General features: G+C 55.2%; 19 protein-coding genes. 7 read left to right on the forward strand and 12 right to left on the reverse strand.

The genetic code is table 11. The features are described from left to right. Nucleotides 1-9: 9 nt before the first annotated feature. On the forward strand, nt 10-192 hold the full coding sequence (locus tag G5B47_RS22485; RefSeq protein WP_025336530.1) for a hypothetical protein: 183 nt from the start codon (nt 10-12) through the stop codon (nt 190-192). 15 nt (nt 193-207) lie between these two features. Continuing rightward, the gene (locus G5B47_RS22490) at nt 208-825 is read left to right on the forward strand and encodes a cyclase family protein (protein ID WP_165103132.1); all 618 of its coding nucleotides are present in this window, start codon (nt 208-210) and stop codon (nt 823-825) included. Between the two features lie 151 nt (nt 826-976). Here G5B47_RS22490 and G5B47_RS22495 read toward each other — a convergent pair whose 3' ends face one another. Together G5B47_RS22495 and G5B47_RS22500 are read right to left on the reverse strand one after the other, a co-directional pair. After that, nucleotides 977-2,602: an ABC-F family ATP-binding cassette domain-containing protein gene (locus tag G5B47_RS22495; RefSeq protein ID WP_025336532.1), complete on the reverse strand. Its 1,626-nt coding sequence runs from the start codon at nt 2,600-2,602 to the stop codon at nt 977-979. Between the two features lie 155 nt (nt 2,603-2,757). Further along, entirely contained in the window at nt 2,758-3,747 is a 990-nt protein-coding gene (locus tag G5B47_RS22500; protein WP_165103135.1) for an MBL fold metallo-hydrolase, read from the reverse strand. Between the two features lie 176 nt (nt 3,748-3,923). On the opposite strand from G5B47_RS22500, the gene G5B47_RS22505 reads away from it, so the two are divergent. Beyond that, nucleotides 3,924-5,063, forward strand: coding sequence for a virulence factor (locus tag G5B47_RS22505; RefSeq protein ID WP_165103137.1), 1,140 nt, complete (start codon nt 3,924-3,926; stop codon nt 5,061-5,063). A gap of 105 nt (nt 5,064-5,168) precedes the next feature. Here G5B47_RS22505 and G5B47_RS22510 read toward each other — a convergent pair whose 3' ends face one another. Further along, nucleotides 5,169-6,293, reverse strand: a complete 1,125-nt coding sequence (locus G5B47_RS22510) for a transglutaminase domain-containing protein (protein ID WP_165103140.1) — start codon at nt 6,291-6,293, stop codon at nt 5,169-5,171. Nucleotides 6,294-6,615: 322 nt separating this feature from the next. On the opposite strand from G5B47_RS22510, the gene G5B47_RS22515 reads away from it, so the two are divergent. Next, a complete protein-coding gene (locus G5B47_RS22515) occupies nt 6,616-7,437 on the forward strand; it encodes a GNAT family N-acetyltransferase (RefSeq protein ID WP_165103143.1) in 822 nt (273 codons plus the stop codon). Further along, the gene (locus G5B47_RS22520) at nt 7,434-7,634 is read left to right on the forward strand and encodes a hypothetical protein (protein WP_025336537.1); all 201 of its coding nucleotides are present in this window, start codon (nt 7,434-7,436) and stop codon (nt 7,632-7,634) included. Before G5B47_RS22515 ends, G5B47_RS22520 begins: the two co-directional genes overlap by 4 nt. Nucleotides 7,635-8,392: 758 nt before the next feature. Here G5B47_RS22520 and G5B47_RS22525 read toward each other — a convergent pair. From G5B47_RS22525 to deoC, 6 genes are all read right to left on the reverse strand, one after another. Further along, complete coding sequence (locus G5B47_RS22525) at nt 8,393-8,629, reverse strand: glutaredoxin family protein (protein ID WP_025336538.1); 237 nt, start codon at nt 8,627-8,629, stop codon at nt 8,393-8,395. A gap of 66 nt (nt 8,630-8,695) precedes the next feature. Further along, nucleotides 8,696-9,637 (reverse strand): thioredoxin-disulfide reductase, encoded by a 942-nt coding sequence (trxB, locus tag G5B47_RS22530; RefSeq protein ID WP_165103146.1) that lies wholly within the window; start codon nt 9,635-9,637, stop codon nt 8,696-8,698. 305 nt (nt 9,638-9,942) lie between these two features. Then, a complete protein-coding gene (locus tag G5B47_RS22535) occupies nt 9,943-11,925 on the reverse strand; it encodes a heavy metal translocating P-type ATPase (protein ID WP_165103149.1) in 1,983 nt (660 codons plus the stop codon). 547 nt (nt 11,926-12,472) lie between these two features. Then, nucleotides 12,473-13,441, reverse strand: coding sequence for a hypothetical protein (locus tag G5B47_RS22540; RefSeq protein WP_165103152.1), 969 nt, complete (start codon nt 13,439-13,441; stop codon nt 12,473-12,475). Between the two features lie 172 nt (nt 13,442-13,613). Continuing rightward, on the reverse strand, nt 13,614-14,918 hold the full coding sequence (locus tag G5B47_RS22545) for a homocysteine synthase (RefSeq protein WP_165103155.1): 1,305 nt from the start codon (nt 14,916-14,918) through the stop codon (nt 13,614-13,616). A 169-nt stretch (nt 14,919-15,087) separates the two neighbouring features. Beyond that, nucleotides 15,088-15,765, reverse strand: a complete 678-nt coding sequence (deoC, locus tag G5B47_RS22550; RefSeq protein WP_165103157.1) for a deoxyribose-phosphate aldolase — start codon at nt 15,763-15,765, stop codon at nt 15,088-15,090. A 307-nt stretch (nt 15,766-16,072) separates the two neighbouring features. Here deoC and G5B47_RS22555 point away from each other — a divergent pair, with 307 nt between their 5' ends. Next, nucleotides 16,073-16,414, forward strand: coding sequence for a hypothetical protein (locus G5B47_RS22555; protein WP_165103160.1), 342 nt, complete (start codon nt 16,073-16,075; stop codon nt 16,412-16,414). A gap of 13 nt (nt 16,415-16,427) precedes the next feature. After that, on the forward strand, nt 16,428-17,417 hold the full coding sequence (locus G5B47_RS22560) for a ketoacyl-ACP synthase III (protein ID WP_235957316.1): 990 nt from the start codon (nt 16,428-16,430) through the stop codon (nt 17,415-17,417). Nucleotides 17,418-17,527: 110 nt separating this feature from the next. Here G5B47_RS22560 and G5B47_RS22565 read toward each other — a convergent pair whose 3' ends face one another. The 3 genes from G5B47_RS22565 to G5B47_RS22575 form a co-directional block, all read right to left on the reverse strand. Beyond that, complete coding sequence (locus G5B47_RS22565; RefSeq protein WP_165103163.1) at nt 17,528-18,358, reverse strand: prohibitin family protein; 831 nt, start codon at nt 18,356-18,358, stop codon at nt 17,528-17,530. Nucleotides 18,359-18,557: 199 nt separating this feature from the next. Then, nucleotides 18,558-20,009, reverse strand: coding sequence for a SulP family inorganic anion transporter (locus tag G5B47_RS22570; protein WP_165103166.1), 1,452 nt, complete (start codon nt 20,007-20,009; stop codon nt 18,558-18,560). A gap of 263 nt (nt 20,010-20,272) precedes the next feature. Then, nucleotides 20,273-20,560 (reverse strand): HPr family phosphocarrier protein, encoded by a 288-nt coding sequence (locus G5B47_RS22575; RefSeq protein ID WP_165103169.1) that lies wholly within the window; start codon nt 20,558-20,560, stop codon nt 20,273-20,275. Nucleotides 20,561-20,611: the final 51 nt, after the last annotated feature.

The following is a 20,611-nucleotide window of genomic DNA, read 5'->3' on the forward strand; positions in this document are numbered from 1 at the left end:
TTAACGCAAATGACCGAGAGCAGCGACAAGCCCAAAATCAATCTCGCCGATGCCATCCGGCAAAAGCTCGAGCAGAAGAAGCAGCAGAACAACTCCAAACCGGGCGGTTTTCAAGCCGGCGCAGCCAAGACGTTTAAAACCCAGAACAACAAAAAACCGAATAACCAGCGCCGCCGCACCGGCGGGTCCTGACCGGACAGACTGACGATGATCATTGATCTGACCCAGCCTATTCGGGACGGGCTACCGGCCTATCCGGGCGATCCTGAAACCAGGCTTGCCAGGTCCGCCGAATATCGCCGGGACGGCTACAACAACTATTTGCTGACCATCGGCATGCACTCGGGAACCCATATCGACGGACATATGCATATGACGGACTGCACGGAGTACATCAATGAATATCCGCTGGATGTCTTTATCGGCGAAGGCTGTCTGCTGGATGCGTGCGGCAACGGAAGGATCGGGAACAAACCGGAGTATGAGCAGGCCGTCTCCGAAGGGCAAATTGTTCTCGTCCATACCGGCCACGGAGCACATTTCGGAGAGCCTGATTACTACACGGACCACCCGGTGCTTACGCTTGAATTCGCGGAAATGCTGATCCGCAGCAAGGTTAAAATGATCGGGGTCGACACCCCTTCGGTCGAACAATATCCGTTTGACATCCATCGGCTGCTGTTCAGGCATAAAATCCCGATTATCGAAAATCTGGCCAATCTCCATCTGCTTCGCGGGATACCGCGTTTTGAAATCATTGCCCTCCCGCTCAATATCGATGCCGATTCCTCGATTGCCCGGGTCATCGCCCGTACGATCTCGTAAGCAAGAAGCCGGGGCGGCTTACAAGCGCGCATGCCAAAATACGTGGCATCGTCTCTTTAACATGTATCCCCCTGTGCTCAATATCAAAAACAAGGAAGCTCCCGCAGCCGAAAGGCTTTGGGAGCTTCCTTGTTTATGCGCATCCGCGCGCTTACACTTCCACCGGATACATCCGCTGGCGGAGTTCTTTGATCTCGTCGCTTTCCAGGTACTCGTCGTAGCTCATCACGCGGTCGATAATGCCGTTCGGCGTAATTTCGATAATCCGGTTGGCGATCGTCTGGATAAACTGATGGTCATGCGAAGTGAACAGAATCGTGCCGTCGAAGTCGATCAGCCCGTTGTTCAGCGCTGTGATGGATTCGAGGTCCAAGTGGTTCGTCGGCTCGTCGAAGACAAGCACGTTCGCGCCGTTCAGCATCATCTTCGCCAGCATGCAGCGCACCTTCTCGCCCCCGGACAATACGCTTGCCTTCTTCAGAGCTTCTTCGCCGGAGAACAGCATACGGCCCAGGAAGCCGCGCAGGAACGTCTCGTCCTGGTCCTTCGAGTATTGGCGCAGCCATTCCACGAGGTTCAGCTCCACACCGTCAAAATATTTGGAGTTGTCTTTCGGGAAATAGGCCTGGGAGGTCGTGACGCCCCAGGTGTATTCGCCCGACTCCGCCTCCGTTTCGCCCATGATAACATCGAACAGCGTCGATTTCGGCAGCCCGTTCGGGCCGACGAGGGCAATCTTGTCGCCTTTGTTGACGACAAAGCCGACTTCGTCCAGCACCTTCTCGCCTTCGATCGACTTCGTCAGGCTGGTGACGGTAAGCAGCTGCTTGCCCGCTTCGCGCTCCGGCTTGAAGTTCAGGAACGGATATTTCCGGTTGGACGGACGGATGTCGTCCAGCGTGATCTTATCGAGCTGCTTCTTCCGCGACGTCGCCTGCTTCGATTTCGAGGCATTGGCCGAGAAGCGCTGAATAAACGCCTGCAGCTCCTTGATCTTCTCTTCCTTCTTCTTGTTGGATTCCCGCTGCAGTTGGAGGGCCAACTGGCTGGACTCGTACCAGAAGTCGTAGTTGCCGACATACATCTGGATTTTGCCGAAGTCGATGTCCGCGATATGCGTACATACTTTGTTCAGGAAGTGACGGTCATGGGATACGACAATAACGGTGCCTTCATAGTCCATGAGGAAGTTCTCCAGCCAGCCAATCGATTCGAGATCCAAGTGGTTGGTAGGTTCGTCAAGGAGCAGGTTGTTCGGACGGCCGAACAGCGCCTGGGCCAGCAGCACCCGTACCTTCTCGTTGCCGCTGAGCTCCGCCATTTTCTTGTCATGCAGGTCGCGCGGAATACCGAGGCCGATCAGGAGCGCGGCGGCATCCGGTTCAGCGTCCCAGCCGTTCAGCTCGGCGAATTCGCCTTCCAGCTCGCCGGCGCGCAGACCGTCGGCTTCGGAGAAGTCGGACTTCGCGTAGAGCGCGTCCTTCTCCTTCATAATGTCATACAGGCGCGCGTGGCCCATAATGACCGTTTCCAGCACTTGGTTTTCGTCATATTCGAAGTGGTTCTGCTTCAATATGGCCATGCGTTCGCCTGGCGTGATATGAACTTCGCCGGAGTTGGCTTCGATTTCACCGGACAGAATTTTCAGAAACGTCGATTTGCCGGCGCCGTTGGCTCCGATCAGGCCGTAGCAGTTCCCTGGAGTGAACTTTATATTTACATCTTCAAAAAGTGCGCGTTTTCCGTAACGGAGAGTCACGCCGCTTGTGCTGATCATTTGCTCATACCATCCTTTACACATAGGTTTCCGGCATATTATAGCACAAAAACGCACCGAAAAGCCCGTAAACTCCTTGATTTACCGCGAAAAGAGCAAAATTGGGCCATAAAGTGGAGGGATTTCGGGTCATGGCTCCCATTCCCGCTCCGGCTTTAGCGCTCCTCGGGATGAATTACGAGCGTCTCGCCATTTCCGAGCGTCCGAATCCGCTCCCCGGCGAGGCCGCGCTCCTTGTGTGCCGCTTCCATCCGGCCCAGCGCTTCGCGCGCCGTATCGTCGGCGAGCCGGAACGCGCCGTAATGCATCGGAATCATCGTCTCCGCGCCCACATCGAGAAACGCCTGCACCGCCTCCTCCGGATTTACATGCTGCGAGGCCATGAACCATTCCGGCTCGTACGCGCCGATCGGCATCATGGCGATATGCACCTTGAAGCGCCTTCCAATCTCCTTGAATCCCGGGAAATAACCGCTGTCCCCGGCAAAATACAGATTGGGCGGCAGCTTATGCCCGCCCTCGCCTCCCTGCTCCCCTGCCTCGGCAAGCCGCTCCGGCCGCGCGGGCTCCAGAACGAAGCCGCCCCAGTGCGAGGTATTCGTATCAAAAGGCGTCCGCCGCGTCCAGTGCTGGGTCGGTACGAAGGACAGCTTGATGCCGCCGAAATTCAGGCTTTCCCACCACTGCATTTCCACGCAGTTCCGGAAGCCTTTGCGCTGCATTTTCCGTCCAAGCCCCGCGGGTACGACCACGGTCGTCTTCGCATGGTACAACCTCCGGATCGACGCCACATGCATGTGGTCATAGTGGGAGTGGGAGATGAGGATCAGGTCAACGGGCGGCACATCACCAATCGCCATTCCCGGCGGCACCAGCCGTTTTTCCAGACCCAATCTTTGGGCCCAAACCGGGTCGGTGATGATGTTCATTCCTTCATATTGAATAAAAAACGTCGAATGGCCGATCCAGGTTATCGTGGTATCCTGCCGGTTTGCACCCAGATAGGCCAGCTGCGGAGGTACACTGGGAACGACGAACGAGAGGTCTTTAACCTTTCGCCGCCGCTCTTCGCGCCACTGGCGGATTTCCTTGAACGTTTTGACGACGCTGATATTATCCATATTGCTATAGTGGATTTTGGGCATGGCGGTTTCTCTCCTTGAACGTCTTAAAACACGGATGCTTCAATTTTACCAGATTTGCCCCTTCCGTTTCCTCCTCCGCCCTGCTTTGTGTTTTCATTCAAATTTGATGTAAAATGCGGATACAACCTTTCGTATATCTTTTGCGGCGCTGCCGCCTTTAAGGAGGTTTTACCCGAATGAAGATCACATTTATTGAACCGACGCCGAGTCCTCATACGATGAAGCTTCATCTGGATGAAAGTCTCGAGCATGGGGTACGCCGAACCTATACGCCGGAGACCCTGCGCTCGGCGCCAAACTGGGCGCGGGAGATGCTGTCCATTCCGGGCGTGACGAGCGTCTTTCATACCGCCGATTTCGCGGCGATTGAGCGCAAGCCATCTGCGGATTGGGCGGCGATCCTCCGCGAGGTGCAGTCCCGCTTCGGCGGTGAAGCATCCGGGGAGACTGACTGGAGCCTGACGGATGAGAATGCAGGTGCGCACTTCGGGGAGGCGCAGGTATTCGTCCAGATGTTCCGCGCCATCCCGATGCAGATCCGGGTCAAGACCGGAGCAAGCGAGGAGCGCATCGCGCTGTCGCCGCGGTTCACCAAGGCGGTGACGGATGTCGCGAGCGCCGTCCTCATCAAGGAGCGCAAGCTTAGCGATTACGGCGTCCGCTACGGCGATCCGAAGGACATTGCCCGCGAGGTCGAGCAGGAGCTCGAGGCCGCTTATCCGCAGGAGCGTCTTGATTCGCTCGTGAAGCAGGCGATCGAGCATGGGGCCGCGGGCGGCGAGTTCGTCGAGCAGCGCCGAAAGCGCGGGCAGGACGAACTGCTGCAAGACCTGGCGAGCGAAGACTGGCGCGTGCGCTACGCGGCGCTGGAGGATTTGACGCCTTCGCCGGAGCTGCTGCCGCACATCGCCGCGGCCCTGCGCGATCCGAAGCTGCAGATCCGCCGGCTGGCCGTCGTTTACCTCGGCGATCTGCGCACACCCGAAGCGTTGGAGCTGCTGTACGAGGCGATGCGGGATAAGGCTCCGGCCGTTCGGCGTACCGCCGGCGACACCCTCTCCGACATCGGCGATCCAGCGGCCACGCCGGTCATGATCGGCGCGCTGAAGGACGACAGCAAAATCGTCCGCTGGCGCGCCGCCCGCTTCCTGTACGAAGTCGGCACGTCCGAAGCGCGCGAGGCGCTGGAAGCGGCGGTTAGCGATCCCGAGTTCGAAGTCGGGCTCCAGGCGCGCATGGCGCTGGAACGCATCGAATCCGGCGAGGAAGCGGCCGGAACCGTCTGGCAGCAGATGGCGGAACGCGGACGCAGATGAGCTGCTCCGGGCAACGGGCAACCCCTGCCCTGCTTAAATGAAAAATCGCCCTTCCGGGCGTCCTTTAAGGACGGATGGAAGGGCGATCTTTTTTTATTTTCCGGACTATTGCCAGAAGAGCTCAACCTTCAAATCTCCTGTATCTTCGAATGAGGAGGCCTTGTAGCTCAAGCTTGTGAAGCCTGCCTTGTACAGCTGCCGCAGATCGCTCACCAGCCTGTTCTCGCTTCCGCCGTAACGCAGCAGCAGCGAAGCTTCTCCCGCGCTCCGCGCCTGCTGCGCCAGACGGGTCAGTTCAGCCGCAGTATCGACAACGGCGCTCTCCTCATATAAATCGTACCGCAGCTCCCGCTGCAGCTTCTGATAGACCGCCCGCTTCTCTCCCCCGGCTTGCGCCAATTCATTAAGCGTGCGTGAGTATTCTACAGCCGCCGCCGGATAGGCGCGCGTCCAGGTATGGTCGCGGCGCATCTGATTGTCGGTGCGCAAATAGTAAGCCGTGCTGACAGCCCCCTTCCGGTCAGGTGTGGGATCATCCCAGGTCGTATCCAGGTGGTACCAGCGTCCGTTTAATTGAACCAGGTTCCAGGCGTGCGATTGGCCCGTCCCCCCCTGCCAGGCGGTGCCTTCGACGATTTTATTCGCAATTCCGGCTCCCTTCAGGAGCTTGTAGGTCAGCAGCGAATAGCCCTGGCATACAGCGCTGCCGCTTTTCAGCCCTTCATACGCCGTGAATTTGGTGAAAGTGGTATCATACTTCAGATTCAGTACCACCCAGTCGTGGATCGCTTTGACTTTCTCATCCCCTGTCATTCCCGGAGTGATAATCTTACTCAAAATCGCCTTCACCCGCCCGTTGACGTAAGCGGTCTGCTGAAGCGATTCGCGGTAGGAAAGCCGGATGCTTACGGCCGCAGAGCGTGCCCCGCCCCGGTAGGAATAGCTGTAGCTATCCACGATGTAATTCAAATAGGGGTCGCCCGACATCGCCCGATCCAGCGCCGTTTGAATTTGCGACTTCAGGCTTGAGGTCTTGCCCTCATATGTAAACGTGACACTCTCCTTGCGGCTGTTCATCGCTCCGCTCAGACGCTGGGTCATATCGCCGACGGAACGCACTACGTTTCCGCTTGCTGCAGCATAGGCGTAATCCATCCCCCAATACACGGCCGGCGGCACGGCAGCGGCTGCGAGCATGCACAGCAGCACCGTTTTAGTCAATTTGCCCATCTTCCTTCAGCCCCCTGATGCCTGAATTTTTCCGTCGCTCCAAATCATACCCAAAGCGCTCTTCCATATATTACATGCGGGCAGGCCCGTTTCCAATGCTACTTAAGCTCCAAAATTCACAAAAAAACTTGCGTATCGTTACTCTATTATCGGCGATGACGGCTTCCTTCATAAGGGCCGGGGCGGCAGACGAAGTATCCGGGTGCCCCCTGCGGCGCCTGGTGTGAACGAATCGCTTCAGAATGTTTGAAAAACATGCACAGATTTGCCATTCCAAATTTGGAGTTTTTTGTCGATAATAAAAGGAGGAAGTTTTCCTGGGATGGGAAAGGAGACGGAACCGGACATGATACAGCTTGTACCCTTATCACGAGAGAAGCTCGAGAAGGAAGGAAGCTACTGCTATCAAAACAATCCCAATTCCGAAAGCTGCCAGCGGAAAAACAACTGGTTAAGCCCCGAATTGGAAAAGTATATAAGCTATGCAAAAGTAACGGGTGACGGAAGGCTGCGCGGATTTATCGAATTTGCGGAGTCCTACTATTTTTCAAGAATGGTCCATGCCGATTTATATATGATGATCCATTGTTTATGGGCCTGCCCCGGTGACGGGTACGACAGCCGGCTGATCCGCTATTGTCTGGAGGAATCGGAGAGACTCGGCAAGCAAGGAATCGCCGTGGTTGTCCATTCGGGAGATTCGTGGACAGCCTACAAGGATATCTTCCTGAACAACGGCTTCAAAGCGGTGGACAAGGTGCCGGGCGGCTACGAGCTTCTAGCGCTCAAGCTTCATTCGAACGCGTATGACCCTTTTTTCCCCTGTGACTGGGAGGAGCAGTTAAACCGTTACAAGCAGCTGACTCTTCTGCGCGCGTTCCAATGCCCCTATGTTCAAAGTATTACCGAGAATGTCGACAAAGCCGCCTCCGCGCTCCATCAAATCAGCAAAGATATAGCAGACCCGATCAACCGTAATGCGCTGATCCCCTCCTCTCCCACTCCTTACGGCGTATTCGGGGCGGCGTGCGATGGCACGCCATTATCCACTCATCGGCTGACGGTTGAAGCCCTGGTGGAGCAGCTGAAAATTTATACAAGCCGGGAGCGCAGCCTGCAAGCGAATGGGAGCGAACGCTCATGACCTATGTCGATACGTCCGACATTTCGATCCGGATGTTCATCACCGTCCTGCTGTTTCTGGTCGTCATCGCCCCTATGATCAGCCTCGGAGTGCTGCGTCTCTTTCAGTCCAGAAGAAGAGCGGGACTCCTGCTGATCGGAGGCGGCATCGCCGTGTATGCGTTGTTTCAGATCGTAATGTCGCTTCTTGCGGCCTAGTGCCCGGTCGGGGCAAAACGAAGGAACGATTTGAACCTTAATCCTGCCGCTTAACTGAGCGGGACAACCTCAATGGCAGCTATTACAACCACGACCGGTCCCCCTTTTAGCTGCCACTAGCACGACAAGCTCTCCTTTTTTGCAGCTACTATACGACAGGCTCTCCTTTACAGCTACCACTTCCACACAAGAGGGGGAAGCCTCCCTCGGTTGCTGTCAAGAACATGGAAGGGAGAACCTCCATTGGTAGCAGCCACGAACATGAACGGGAGATCCCCCTTTTAGCTTACACTAACACACGAGAGCCCCCCCATAAGCTGCCACTAACACGAACGAGAATACCCCTTGCAGCCGACACGAACCTGAACGGGAAAACCTCCCTTTTATTTATGAAAAAAGCGCCGATTTCACGAATGAACCGGAATTACTCCAGCTTATTTCCCGATACTCCTTCGTTTCCCTTTGAAACACCGATATATGAGGGAGAATTTCCAGCTCAGGCACGCCAATGGACTTCATTTTGAGGAATAGAAGGGAAGAATTCCGCTTTATCCGGCTCCTTCAAATGCCAAGCAGTAGCATTTCTTCCCGAAGCATCTGCCAGCTCTCGATTGCCCCTATTACTTAGGCTTCTAGGGCGGGCGGGATTTTGATTTCAAGTCCGGTTTACGCATGTCTTTGCTGAAATCTTCACCCAAAAAACGCAAAAAAGGCACCTCTCGTTAACCGAAAGACGCCTCTTGCCATGCATCGCTGTATTATTGCGCAGCCGCAAGGACCTTGTCAAACTGCGTTTTGTTCATGCCTACGATTTTGTGTTCGCCGATCACCGTTACAGGCACGGCGCGCATGCCCATATCCCATACCTGCTGCGCATATTCGTCGTTCTGCTCAATGTTGCGCTCCTCGTAAGAGATGCCCTTCTCGCTCAAAAAGCTCTTCACCTGACGGCAGTGCGGACAATTCGTGGATGTGTACACCACAACTTTTTCCATAGTAGGTTACCTCCCAAATATCTCTTTTTTGTTGTTATTATAACACCTGACGCGCTCCGATGAAAATTAGAGCATTACCGCGCTGTGCTCAAGACTCTCAATGTATTTCTCAGCGTCCATAGCCGCCTTGCAGCCGCTGCCAGCAGCCGTAATGGCCTGTCTGTACCGGGTATCCTGCACGTCGCCGCAGGCGAATACGCCCGGAATGTTCGTTTCGGAAGTGCCTGGTGTCGTCACGATATAACCGTTCGCGTCCGTAGTAATCTGTCCTCCGAGGAAAGCCGTATTCGGATGATGGCCGATCGCCACGAACACGCCGCTTGCCGGAATGATCTCTTCTTCGCCGGTTTCGTTGTTCAACACCTTCAGCCCGGTTACGCCGGTATCTCCCGCCAGAACTTCAAGCGGTGTGCGGTTCAGACCCCATTCCACTTTCTCGTTGTCGCGGACGCGGTCCTGCATAATCTTGGATGCGCGGAGTTCGTTCCGGCGGTGCACCAGCGTTACTTTGGAGGCGAAACGGGTCAGGAAGCCGGCTTCCTCCAGCGCGGAGTCGCCGCCGCCCACCACAATAATCTCCTTGCCCCGAAAAAAGAAGCCGTCGCAGGTCGCGCAGGTGCTGACGCCCCGGCCCACATTGTCCTGCTCACCGGGAATGCCCAGGTATTTCGCTGTAGCACCGGTGGAGATGATCAGCGTATCGGTCTCAAGCGTACCCATTTCTTCAACGTTCAGCTTGAAGGGACGCTCGCCCAACTCCACGCTGTTGACCCAGCCGCTGACAAATTTCGCTCCGAAACGCTCAGCCTGAGCCCGCATGTTGTCCATCAGTTCCGAACCCAGAATTCCATCCGTAAATCCCGGAAAATTCTCGATCTCCGTCGTCGTGGTAAGCTGGCCTCCCGGCTGCGGTCCTTCGATAACCAGCGGATTCAGATTGGCGCGTGCCAAGTAGATAGCGGCAGTCAGTCCGGCAGGGCCGGTACCAACAATAATGGATTTATACATGAGTACATCCTCCTTAATTATGGAACGATAGAAGTGCGAGCTCGTAAAATAGTACAATCTATAAGCTGCGCGCTTACCCTTGGCCTTATATTTCTACAGGAAAAGAACGCCTGAAGGCGATGCGGGATCGCCGGCTTCGGAAGCTTGAGTACAAAGGACGGCAGGGTGTTCCTCTTATTTAGAATTATTATAATGTAGAACCAATTATGATTGATACGGGTGAAATTGTCAATATGCCAGACTTGTCATCCGGGAACTATTTTGTGAACAATTTAATTTTTAAAAACTTTTGCTCCATCGATTCATTACCGCAGCAGCCGCAGTCCGTTCAAAATGACGAGAATGGTGCTGCCCTCATGACCGACGACGCCGAAAGGAAGCGCGATTCCCTCGGTAAAGTTGCTGATAATCAGCAGTGCGATGACGCTGATGGCAAAGGTCATATTCTGCTTCACGATCCGCTGGGAGCGGCGGGCGAGCGAAATGGTCGACGCAATCTCTTCAATATTGTCGTTCATCAGCACCACATCCGCGACTTCAAGCGCCGCGCCGCTGCCCTTCATGCCCATCCCCATGCCTACTGTCGCCTGCGCGAGTGCCGGTGCGTCGTTAACCCCGTCGCCGACCATGACCGTATGGCCGTACTGCTCACGCAGCGCGGCGATATGCTTCACCTTGTCTTCCGGCAGCAGATCGGCAAAGACGAGATCAACGCCCGTCTTCACACCGATGGCCTGAGCCGTGGCCGCCCGGTCGCCGGTCAGCATCGCCACCTTGATGCCCAGCTCCTGCAGCTTACGAACCGCTTCCTCCGCCTGCGGGCGCATCGTATCCATAAGCGCGACCATGCCGGCAATTTGGTCTCCGTCCAGAATAACGGATACGGTCTTGCCGTCTTTCTCGAGGGTCGCACGCTGCTCTCTCCAGAATGCCAGATCTTCTGCCCGCAGCGCAGGCTTACCGTCCTCCGTGCCCGCTTCATCCAGGATATTGGATTTGCCGACCTTCCACAGCTTTCCGGCAACGACGCCTTCGACCCCCCACCCGGTCAGAGAGCGGGAATCCTGTACGCTCCACATCTCCAGGCATTCATTCTCGGCTTCGCGTACAATCGCTTCGGCCAGAGGATGGCGGGACATGCTCTCGATGGAGGCGCTCACTCTCAGCAGCTCCAGCCGGTGGTATCCTTCACCGACGATAAAATCGGTAACTTCCGGTTTGCCCTCCGTCAACGTCCCCGTTTTGTCAAAAGCGACGACAGCGGTGCGCGCCATATTTTCCAGATGCGCTCCGCCCTTGAACAGAATGCCTTTGCGCGCGCTCCGAGAAATCGCGGACAGCATCGCGGGCATAATGGACGATACCAGCGCGCACGGCGAGGCGACAACGAGGAAGACCATCGCTTTATAGAACGTGTCGCTCCAGGACCAGTTCAGGACAAAAGGAGGCAGGAAAATAAGTGCAAGCGTCAGCGCGACTACGATCCGGGCGTAAATCGCCTCGAACTTCTTGATGAAACGCTGGCTCTCCGGAACCTCGGACTCAGCGTCCTCCACCATTTTGACGATTTTGGCAAACAGCGTATGCTCTGCTGATTTCGTGACTTCGATATACAGCGCGCCTTCGCCGTTCAGCGTACCCGCAAATACCTCATCCCCGTAATACTTCTCAACAGGCACCGATTCGCCTGTAATCGACGCCTGGTCGACCGACGATTCGCCCCGGTACACGGTACCGTCGGCGGGAATCAGCTCGCCCGGGCGCACCAGCAGCAGATCGCCGATGACCAAGTCGTCTATCGCCACTTCGTTCATAGCTCCCTGCTCAATGCGCAGCGCTGTCGCCGGCTTGAGCGCCATCAGCGAAGAGATGTCCTTACGGCTGCGGTCCATCGTATAGCTCTCCAGAGCACCGCTAAGGGCAAAGATAAAGATCAGCATCGCCCCTTCGTTCCAATATCCGATCGACGCCGCCCCAAGCGCCGCCGCGATCATCAGCAGGTTAACGTCGAGATCATGTTCCTTGACGAGGGTCTTCACTCCCTCCTTGGCTTTGATCCAGCCGCCTATCGTATAGGAGACGACATACAGGCAGACGGACAGCGCCGGCGACCAGCCGCTAAGGATCCAGGCCAGAAGCATAAGCAGCCCGCTTCCCAGCGCAGCCTGCATTTCTGTATTTTGAAGCATCGCCTTCGGATCGAATTTTCTTCCTTTGGGCGCTCCCGGTTTCTTGAACTGCTCGTCGTACGACGAGATGCGCGGCATGGATTTCGTAGCTTCTTGCATCGCAGACACCTTCCTTATGAATTGATTTGGATATTGGACTTTAGGGCTAATGATAATGAAAGCCATTCTTACAGCCCTTATAATGACACATGCTGCCCCGGCTCCGCCGGGACAGCATGGTGAATGAGAATGATAATCATTGTTTCTTCAGCACAAAATGTTTTCCTTGATGCAACTTTATAGTTATCATATACCCCGCCCTGGAAAATGTAAACCGGTGTACAAGCCCGAATTTTGCGGAGCCTCCCGAACAACGCGCTTCCGGGAGGCGTTTACAATGCGGCGGCTGCCTTAGCTAAAAGCGCTTAAACTTTGCTTGAACACTCCCCTCTGGCGGTCCCGGAAGTAGATGTTCTGGCCCGATGGAAGAACGCAAAAATGACCTCAAGCCTCCACAATCATGTGGAGGCTGAGGCCCTTTTAGACAGCCAAAATTCTCGTTTAAAGCGTGGGGCCAATCCTCCAAAAATGACGTTGGGGACAGCCCCTGCCCTTTGAAATTTACGCAGAAGGAAAATATGATCACCGCGGTTCCGGGCACCGCTTGTTACAGCCTGCCGGCGGCCGCATCCGTGCTCTCATGCCGGTCCATCCAGACCAGGCAAGCCGCCCGAAGCAGCGCCTCGGTCCGATGGGCGGCGCCGCAAAAAATCCCGTTCAGCCCGATCCGGTACAGATCGGCCAGCTCCGCCGCCGCCGGACCGCCCGCGGCGAGCACAACCGCCGCCGGCTTGATGCTCCGCACGGCGGCGAGGATGCGCTCCGCCGCGGGAGCGAAGCCCGCGGCGCTCTCCTCCGGCGCGGACCGGTCCACCGCGCCGTCCAGCACGAGGAAATCGGCGATGCGCCCGATTTCCGCCGCGGCGGCGGGATGGACATCCGGGGCGATCAGCGCCCCGATGCGGCACGCCGCCGCGAATCGGTGGCCGAGGGTCTGCTCGGCCACCGACTCCATGAATTCGCGCGCAGCGGCGAATTCGGCCGGGCTGGCGGGATACGGCGCCAGCAGATCCAGGCGGCAGTCGCCGCCCTCGCGCTGCCGGTCCTCCAGCGCCGTGAAAAGCGCTTCCAACAGTGTGTCCTGAAGCGCGGCGAGCCGGTCCGGGCGGGAGTCAAGCTCCGGGACGACGGGCAGGCTTACCGCCACCCATTCCCCGTCCGCCGATCCCAGCAGCGAGGCGGCTTCGTCGCGCAGCAGGTAATGGACCCGGCGAAGCGCCAGATCCGCTTCCGGTCCGGCCCCGCCGGCCAGCCAATCGCCAAACAATGAAGATAAAGGCGTCAGCCAGTCCTCGCTTCGGATCAGGCAGGGCCCTGCAGGAGCCGAGCCCGGTTCGCGGGTTAACGGCCGATCCTCCCGGCCCTCCGGGAGTACAAGGAAAGCCGGACGGGCTCCACGTAAAAAAGGCGGCAGATACGGGTCTTCCGTGCCAGCCGGCATTTCCGCAGCCGTTCCGGATGAATACGGGTATTCCACGCCTTTTCGTACACTATCCTGCCGTTGTTTATCCCCCATCTTTGCACCTACCTTATCGGTTATGGTTTGTAGCCGGACGCCGCCTAAGCGGCCATCCGGCTGTTATCCTTCTTGCGGTCTCTCTACATGAATACGGAGACGGAGCATGAAATATGCAAGTACGGGTCTTCCCTTTAAGGGTGATTTAACATCCGGCCGGCAGGCGTCTATCTTATCCGGCGATTACTCCCCGGCTGGCTGCAATCGCCTGCTGCAAATCGCCTAAAATGTCTTCAATCGCTTCCGTGCCGATCGACAGGCGGATCAGCTCGGGGGTCACGCCCGCCGACAGCTGTTCTTCGCTGGAAAGCTGCTGATGGGTTGTACTCGAGGGGTGAATGATCAGCGACTTGGAATCGCCGACATTCGCCAGGTGCGAGAACAGCTTCACATTCTCGATCACTCTGCGGCCCGCTTCGCTTCCTCCCTTGATGCCGAAGGTCAGGATCGCTCCCTGGCCTTTGGGCAAATACTTCTGCGCAAGCTCATAGGAAGGATGGCTCGGCAGCCCCGGATAGCTTACCCATTCCACATCCTCGTGGGCTTCCAGGAATTTGGCCACCTGCAGGGCGTTCTGGCTGTGGCGCTCCAGCCGCAGATGCAGCGTCTCGAGGCCTTGCAGCAGCAGCCAGGAATTAAATGGCGAGATCGAAGCGCCGATATCGCGAAGCAGTTGGACGCGCGCCTTGATGATATAGGCGATGGGGCCCAGGGCATCGGTATAGACCAGTCCGTGGTAGCTGGGGTCGGGCTCCGTCAGACCTGGAAATTTGCCGCTGGCTTTCCAGTCGAATTTGCCTCCGTCCACGATTACGCCGCCGATGGAGGTACCGTGGCCGCCGATGAACTTCGTTGCCGAATGAACGACAATATCGGCTCCGTGCTCGATCGGCCGAAGCAGATACGGGCTTGGGAACGTATTGTCGACGATGAGCGGTATGCCGTGCTCATGCGCGATGGCTGCCACCGCTTCGATATCCAGCACATCGCCCCGCGGGTTGCCGATCGTTTCCGCATATAGCGCTTTGGTATTCTCGGTGATGGCGCTGCGGAAATTGTCCGGGTTAGCCGAATCGACGAAATGGACATTGATGCCAAGCTTCGGAAGCGTCGTGGAGAACAGGTTGTAGGTCCCCCCGTACAGGCTTGAAGAGGATACGATTTCGTCTCCGGCTCCGGCGATGTTCAGAATAGAGAAGGAAATCGCAGCAGCACCCGAAGCGGTCGCAAGAGCCGCCGCGCCGCCTTCCAGCGCCGCAATCCGCTGCTCGAACACATCGGTCGTCGGATTCATCAGGCGCGTATAAATGTTACCGAATTCCTGAAGCCCGAACAGATTGGCGGCATGCTCCGCATCGCGGAAGCCGTAAGAGGTGGTTTGATACAGCGGAACGGCGCGGGAAAATGTAGTCGGGTCGATTTGCTGTCCGGCATGGACGGCTAGGGTTTCAAATGAAAGGCTGTTTTGTTCTGGCATATTCGATTCCTCCCTTTTTTTCCCTATTCTCTCACAAAGAATTCCGTTTGAAAAGACTTATTCTTATTATCCCGCTGAGAATTATAAGAAAAGTTACAAATTATAAAAAAAGCCGCGGCCAAAGAGGCTTTTCCTCTTATAGCCGCAGCTTGTCCAGCGCGTAAAACGATCAATATCCGGCAATATTCTGCTCGCCTTTGGCAATCGCGACGCCGCCGCTCGTTCCGATCCGGCTGGCTCCCGCTCCGACCATCGCCAGGGCGTCTTCCGCGCTGCGAACTCCGCCGGAGGCCTTGACCCCGATGTCCGGCCCAACGGTTCTGCGCATGAGCGCAATATCCTCCTTGGTCGCGCCGCCGGTGGAGAAGCCGGTCGATGTCTTCACATAATCAGCTCCGGCTGCCACCGACAGCTTGCAGGCGCGGACCTTCTCTTCTTCCGTAAGCAGACTGGTCTCGATAATGACCTTGGTCAGCGCCTTTCCGCGGGCGGCTTCCACCACGGCGGCGATATCGCGCTTCACCAGCTCGTCGTCACCGTCTTTAAGTGCGCCGATATTGATGACCATATCGACCTCTTCCGCTCCGTTAGCGATAGCGTTCGCCGTTTCATAAGCCTTGGTCTCCGGCGTCGAAGCTCCCAGCGGAAAGCCGATTACGGTGCATACCTTCACCTCCGGCGTATCCTTGAGCACTTCATGGGCGACGGAAACCCAGGCCGGATTGACGCATACGGAGGCGAACTTGTAGCTTTTGGCTTCCTCGGCCAGTTTTACAATATCTTCTTTACGGGCATCCGCTTTAAGCAGCGTATGATCGATCATCCGAGTCAGGTTGGTTACACTCATATACAATTTCCTCCATAACGTAGATAGTGATTTGCTCACTCCCTGTAATCATACCAACTAGGCTCCTTTTTGCAAAGCAGACGGCTTTGAAGGACAGCTCGCCAGGCACTTTATCCCGGATTATCAAAACCGATGGATAAAACGGCCCAGAGAAATTAGCAAAATTTCGACTGAAATGAATTTTTTGTTAATTGTTGTCTTTTCCGAATTAGAAAATATAGGTATAATGTAGCAAGTGTCCTCAAATTTTCGATATATTTCAATTTTTAATTCTATTTTTAATAGAGAGAGGAGATTGTCACATCAAATGGGAAGCTTTAAATTCGAAACCAGTCCGGCTTCGCGCGCGCTGAATGTTGTCGTGGAAGGTTCTTTCTCACAGGAAGATGCCGCACGTTTCGTTGCTGCCTACAACGATTCCGTAAGCAAGTTCAATCCTAAAGATTACGATATCGTGCTGGATTGCACGACGCTGAACGTCACCGCTCCCGGGGTCGTCCCCATGCTGGAACAGTGCTACTTGATGTACAAGGAATCGGGCTTCAAGAACGTCGTCTTTACGATTGCCAAAAATCCTGTTCTCAAAATGCAGCTTGGCCGTATAGCGCGTACGACTAACCTTGCGAATTACGAGATCAGAGAGGTCTAGGGAGGTGTTTCCTCTGGAGCATATTGCGATTCGCCAGGCCGCCTATTATCACCCGGAAAAAGTCGTGCACAACGATTATTATTTGAATCATTTTAAAAGCAGAGGCAAGGATATTGCCCGCTTTTTGCAAGTGATGGGCAGGGAGCAGAGATATATCGCCGCCGAAGGAGAGAACGCGCTGACCATGGGGTATCAGGCTGCGAGGAAGGTGCTTTCGGATGCCGGAATTGCAAGCGAGGACCTTGATATGATTGTCTTCTCGTCTCAGACGCCGGAATATACATATCCTACCAACGCGCTGCTGCTGCATCATATGCTTCGCGGCAAATCCCGCACGATTACACTCGACTCCAACGCGAACTGCGCTGGCATGGTGGCTGCGGTAGAACAGGCTAGCCGTTATATGCAGTCGAACCCCCATGTTCGCTATGCTCTGGTCGTAGGAAGCGACCTCAGCTCGGTGAACTGCAACCCCGAAGATGAAATCACATTACCCAATTTCGGAGATGCCGCGGCAGCCGTCATTTTGGAGCGCCGCGCCGAAGGACCGGGCTTCATTGACTCCTTGTACTATACCGATTCCGATGACTGCGAGAATATCATGTTCCCGGCATGCGGCCTGTCCAATATCTATAACCCCGAAATGACACCTGAGCAAATACGGATTTCCTGGAAGCCGTTTGACGGCACCTGCGTGGTTGAACCGGCAGCGGCCGATATCGAGGAAGTGATGCGGCGCAACGGGCTGACTCTGGACGACATTGCAGCCTTCTGCCTGTCGCAGTTCTCGCTGAAAAATATCGAGCTGATCTGCGAAAAGCTGGGCGCCGATATGGATAAATTCATCTATGTGGGAGACGAGTTTGGCTATACGGGGACAAGCAGCCCTTTTATTGCGCTGCAGCGGGGCATTGAACACGGGAGCATCAAACGGGGCGATTACATTTTCTTCTGGTCGGTGGGAGCCGGCTGGCAGCTTCCGACCGTTCTTTTTCAATATTAAATGGCCTTCTACAACTATTAACAAAGAACCTCCGGCGGCGTCTAGCCGTTATCGGAGGTTCTTTGTTTAGGGTCAAAGCCGGGGGAATAACGCACCGGACTTATACCGGATTATTTTCCGGCCAGAGAATTGAGGTCAATAAACGGAGTCGCGCCTCCGGTAACGGACGGCAGTTTCCCGTCCCATTTATCGAGCGCTTTTTCCTGGACCTCGATCTGCTTCAGCTGTACCAGCTCGGGCGTCACTTCCTGCTTCTTCAGTTTAAGCGACTGGGCTTCGGCCTGAGCCTGGGCGATTTTTTGCTTGGCCTCGATTTCGATCCGCTTCAGATCGTTCTCCGCTTTCAGCGCCTGCTGCTGGGCCACCTGTTTTGCTTCAATCGAATCGTTAAACGCTTCGGAGAATTTGAAATTGACAATGTTGATGTCGTTCACAATCAAATCGTATTTTGCCAGCCGGTTCTTCAAATGATCGCTAATCTCGCCGGCAACCACGTCGCGGCGGGTAATAAGGTCCTCCGCAGGATACCTGGCCGTAACTTCCTTGACGATTTCCTGAATGGCCGGATTGATGATCACCGAATCGAAGTTGCCGCCGATATTGTTCATCAGATTGTACGCCGACTCCTTGTTCACCGAATAGTTCACCGCTACATGCGTTGATACGGGCTGAAGATCCTTCGACGAAGCCGAGGTGTCGGTTTCCGCCTTGGTTACCTGCGTGTTGACCTGGATGATGGTCTGGATAAACGGAAGCTTGAAATGAATCCCCGGTGATAAAACATTGTCGTTCAGCTTCCCGAACGTCTTGTACAGCCCTACATGCCCGTATTCGACCGAGGAAAATGCATTCCCCCCGATCAGCAGCACGATAAGCCCGGCCGCGACAGCGCCGATGATTCTTCCGGAACGAAACGATCGCAGCTTTGGATTGGTTGCCATATTCACAAACATTCCCCCTAATGTTTTGCGGGAAGCCCCGAAGCGGGATGCTGTTTCGGCGTCCAAAGTCACTCTGCCCGGTTCTGCCGGCCTTCCGCTATAACCAAGTATACGACTGGGATGAGTAAAAGGTCGCATTCTGTGTATGACAAAATTAAAAAAACGCCCCTATAAAGGGACGTCGTTGGTACAACTAACGTTAGTGGCCGCCAGTCATCCGTAATCCTACCCGGCTTACGAGCCTGGAGCTTTCTTCGTTCATGCCTACGATCATTACTTTTTTACCGTGCTGTTCATACTTCTCCATGGTCCTTGCGATGGCGTTCACCGCCGATTGATCCCAAATATGCGAATGCGAGAAATCGATGACAATGTTGTCCGGATCGGTCTCATAACCGAATTCATTGATAAAATGACTCATCGTGCCGAAGAACAGCTGACCCGATACGGTGTATGTCCTCGTGCCGTTATCCGTTCCTACCATCATGCGGATGGAAGCCATCTTCCAGGCAAAAGTCAGAGCGCTCAACAGCACGCCGAGAAGCACGCCGATGGACAGATTATGCGTAGCCACAACCGATATGACGGTAACGAGCATGACGAGCGCATCGCTCAGCGGAACGCGGACAAGTGATTTCAGCGAGCCCCACTCAAAGGTGCTCACCGACACCATGATCATGACACCGACCAGCGCGGCCATCGGGATCTGCTTGACCACATCCCCAAGCACCAGAATCAGGAAGAGCAAAAAGATGCCCGACACAAAGGTGGACAGCCGCGTGCGGCCGCCGGATTTCATATTGACCATCGACTGGCCGATCATGGCGCAGCCCGCCATTCCTCCGAAGAAGCCAGTCACGATATTCGCCAGGCCCTGACCCTTGGCTTCCCGGTTCTTGTCGCTCCCGGTACTGGTGATATCGTCTATAAGCGTGGCTGTCATCAGCGATTCAAGCAGCCCTACGACTGCAAGCGACAGGGAATACGGCAATATAATGAGCAGCGTATCCAGCGTAAGCGGCGCCTGCGGAAGATGGAACAGCGGCAAGGACGCCGTTATATGCCCCATATCTCCCACCGTATTGACATCAAGATGCAGAAAGATGGTCAGCGAGGATACGATAATAATCGCGATCAGAGCCGAAGGCACAGCCTTCGTCAATCTTGGCGCAGTATAGATAATAATAAGGGTCAGGGCAACAAGAATATACATAAGCGGGCCCTGTCCGCTGAAATGGGTCAGCTGCGACATAAAGATAAGAATGGCCAGAGCGTTTACGAAACCGGTCATTACCGGCTGCGGCAAAAACGTAATAAAGCGTCCCAGCTTCAACATACCCATCAGAATCTGAAAAATGCCGCAGAGAATCGTGGCCGCGAACAAATACTCGATTCCGTGATTCAGGACAAGGCTGCCGACCAGCAGCGCCATCGCTCCCGTCGCGGCGGAGATGATGCCGGGCCGTCCTCCCGCGATTGCCGTTACGACAGCAATACAGAACGACGCGTATAAGCCCACCATCGGACTGACTCCCGCCAAAATCGAAAAGGCGATAGCCTCCGGTATAAGCGCAACGGCTACCGTCATTCCCGACAGAATATCGGTTCGGGTATTCGATAACCAACCATTATTCAATTTGCTTTGCTTCAATGAAAAGGTTCCCTCCTGCAGTTTAAATTTTTGAGTTTAACAGGTCCGGTGCAACGCTAATACCGTTCATTATACCGGACCCGCCATTACAGCCACAATCAGAGGCCGTTCCATTGTAAGCGTTCGTTTCAGGGTTTCCCTTTCATTTTCACCAGTTTTCTGCCGTATCCGACAAATTTAAAAAAAGAGGCCCCCGCAGCCATTTCATGGCTTGCAGGGACCCTCTTACCCGTTCTTTGTCCTGTTCTGTTACAAATCGGCATTTAAACCATTTCCCCCGCCTTTAGGACGACATCGCCGCTTTGGCGGGAATCCATAATCTCGCACATAAAGTCCAGCGCTTCTTCTTCGTCCTTGCCTTTGGTGCGGATGGTGATGACAAAGCCTTTTTTGAGCGGAGACAGCATCATTCCCAGCAAGCTTTTCACATCGATGATCGCATCCGGCTTCAGCAGTATAATCTCGGAGAGGTAACGTCCCGCTTTAATCGATATGCTCTTGAGGTCATCGGAGGAGAAGTCGCGGGTCAAAGTAATATCGTGCACGCGCATTAGCAGATCCCTCCCAAGGTTGTTACCTCAAATTTTAACATCGGGAGCGTC

Source organism: Paenibacillus apii (assembly GCF_011043685.1).
Classification (GTDB): domain Bacteria; phylum Bacillota; class Bacilli; order Paenibacillales; family Paenibacillaceae; genus Paenibacillus_AQ; species Paenibacillus_AQ sabinae.

Excerpts from the sequence above, each read along its gene's own strand:
- G5B47_RS22485 (WP_025336530.1), top strand. The coding sequence starts at position 10 with ATGACCGAGAGCAGCGACAAGCCCAAAATCAATCTCGCCGATGCCATC.
- G5B47_RS22490 (WP_165103132.1), top strand. The coding sequence starts at position 208 with ATGATCATTGATCTGACCCAGCCTATTCGGGACGGGCTACCGGCCTAT.
- G5B47_RS22495 (WP_025336532.1), bottom strand. The coding sequence starts at position 2,602 with ATGATCAGCACAAGCGGCGTGACTCTCCGTTACGGAAAACGCGCACTT.
- G5B47_RS22500 (WP_165103135.1), bottom strand. The coding sequence starts at position 3,747 with ATGCCCAAAATCCACTATAGCAATATGGATAATATCAGCGTCGTCAAA.
- G5B47_RS22505 (WP_165103137.1), top strand. The coding sequence starts at position 3,924 with ATGAAGATCACATTTATTGAACCGACGCCGAGTCCTCATACGATGAAG.
- G5B47_RS22510 (WP_165103140.1), bottom strand. The coding sequence starts at position 6,293 with ATGGGCAAATTGACTAAAACGGTGCTGCTGTGCATGCTCGCAGCCGCT.
- G5B47_RS22515 (WP_165103143.1), top strand. The coding sequence starts at position 6,616 with ATGGGAAAGGAGACGGAACCGGACATGATACAGCTTGTACCCTTATCA.
- G5B47_RS22520 (WP_025336537.1), top strand. The coding sequence starts at position 7,434 with ATGACCTATGTCGATACGTCCGACATTTCGATCCGGATGTTCATCACC.
- G5B47_RS22525 (WP_025336538.1), bottom strand. The coding sequence starts at position 8,629 with ATGGAAAAAGTTGTGGTGTACACATCCACGAATTGTCCGCACTGCCGT.
- trxB (WP_165103146.1), bottom strand. The coding sequence starts at position 9,637 with ATGTATAAATCCATTATTGTTGGTACCGGCCCTGCCGGACTGACTGCC.
- G5B47_RS22535 (WP_165103149.1), bottom strand. The coding sequence starts at position 11,925 with ATGCAAGAAGCTACGAAATCCATGCCGCGCATCTCGTCGTACGACGAG.
- G5B47_RS22540 (WP_165103152.1), bottom strand. The coding sequence starts at position 13,441 with ATGGGGGATAAACAACGGCAGGATAGTGTACGAAAAGGCGTGGAATAC.
- G5B47_RS22545 (WP_165103155.1), bottom strand. The coding sequence starts at position 14,918 with ATGCCAGAACAAAACAGCCTTTCATTTGAAACCCTAGCCGTCCATGCC.
- deoC (WP_165103157.1), bottom strand. The coding sequence starts at position 15,765 with ATGAGTGTAACCAACCTGACTCGGATGATCGATCATACGCTGCTTAAA.
- G5B47_RS22555 (WP_165103160.1), top strand. The coding sequence starts at position 16,073 with ATGGGAAGCTTTAAATTCGAAACCAGTCCGGCTTCGCGCGCGCTGAAT.
- G5B47_RS22565 (WP_165103163.1), bottom strand. The coding sequence starts at position 18,358 with ATGGCAACCAATCCAAAGCTGCGATCGTTTCGTTCCGGAAGAATCATC.
- G5B47_RS22575 (WP_165103169.1), bottom strand. The coding sequence starts at position 20,560 with ATGCGCGTGCACGATATTACTTTGACCCGCGACTTCTCCTCCGATGAC.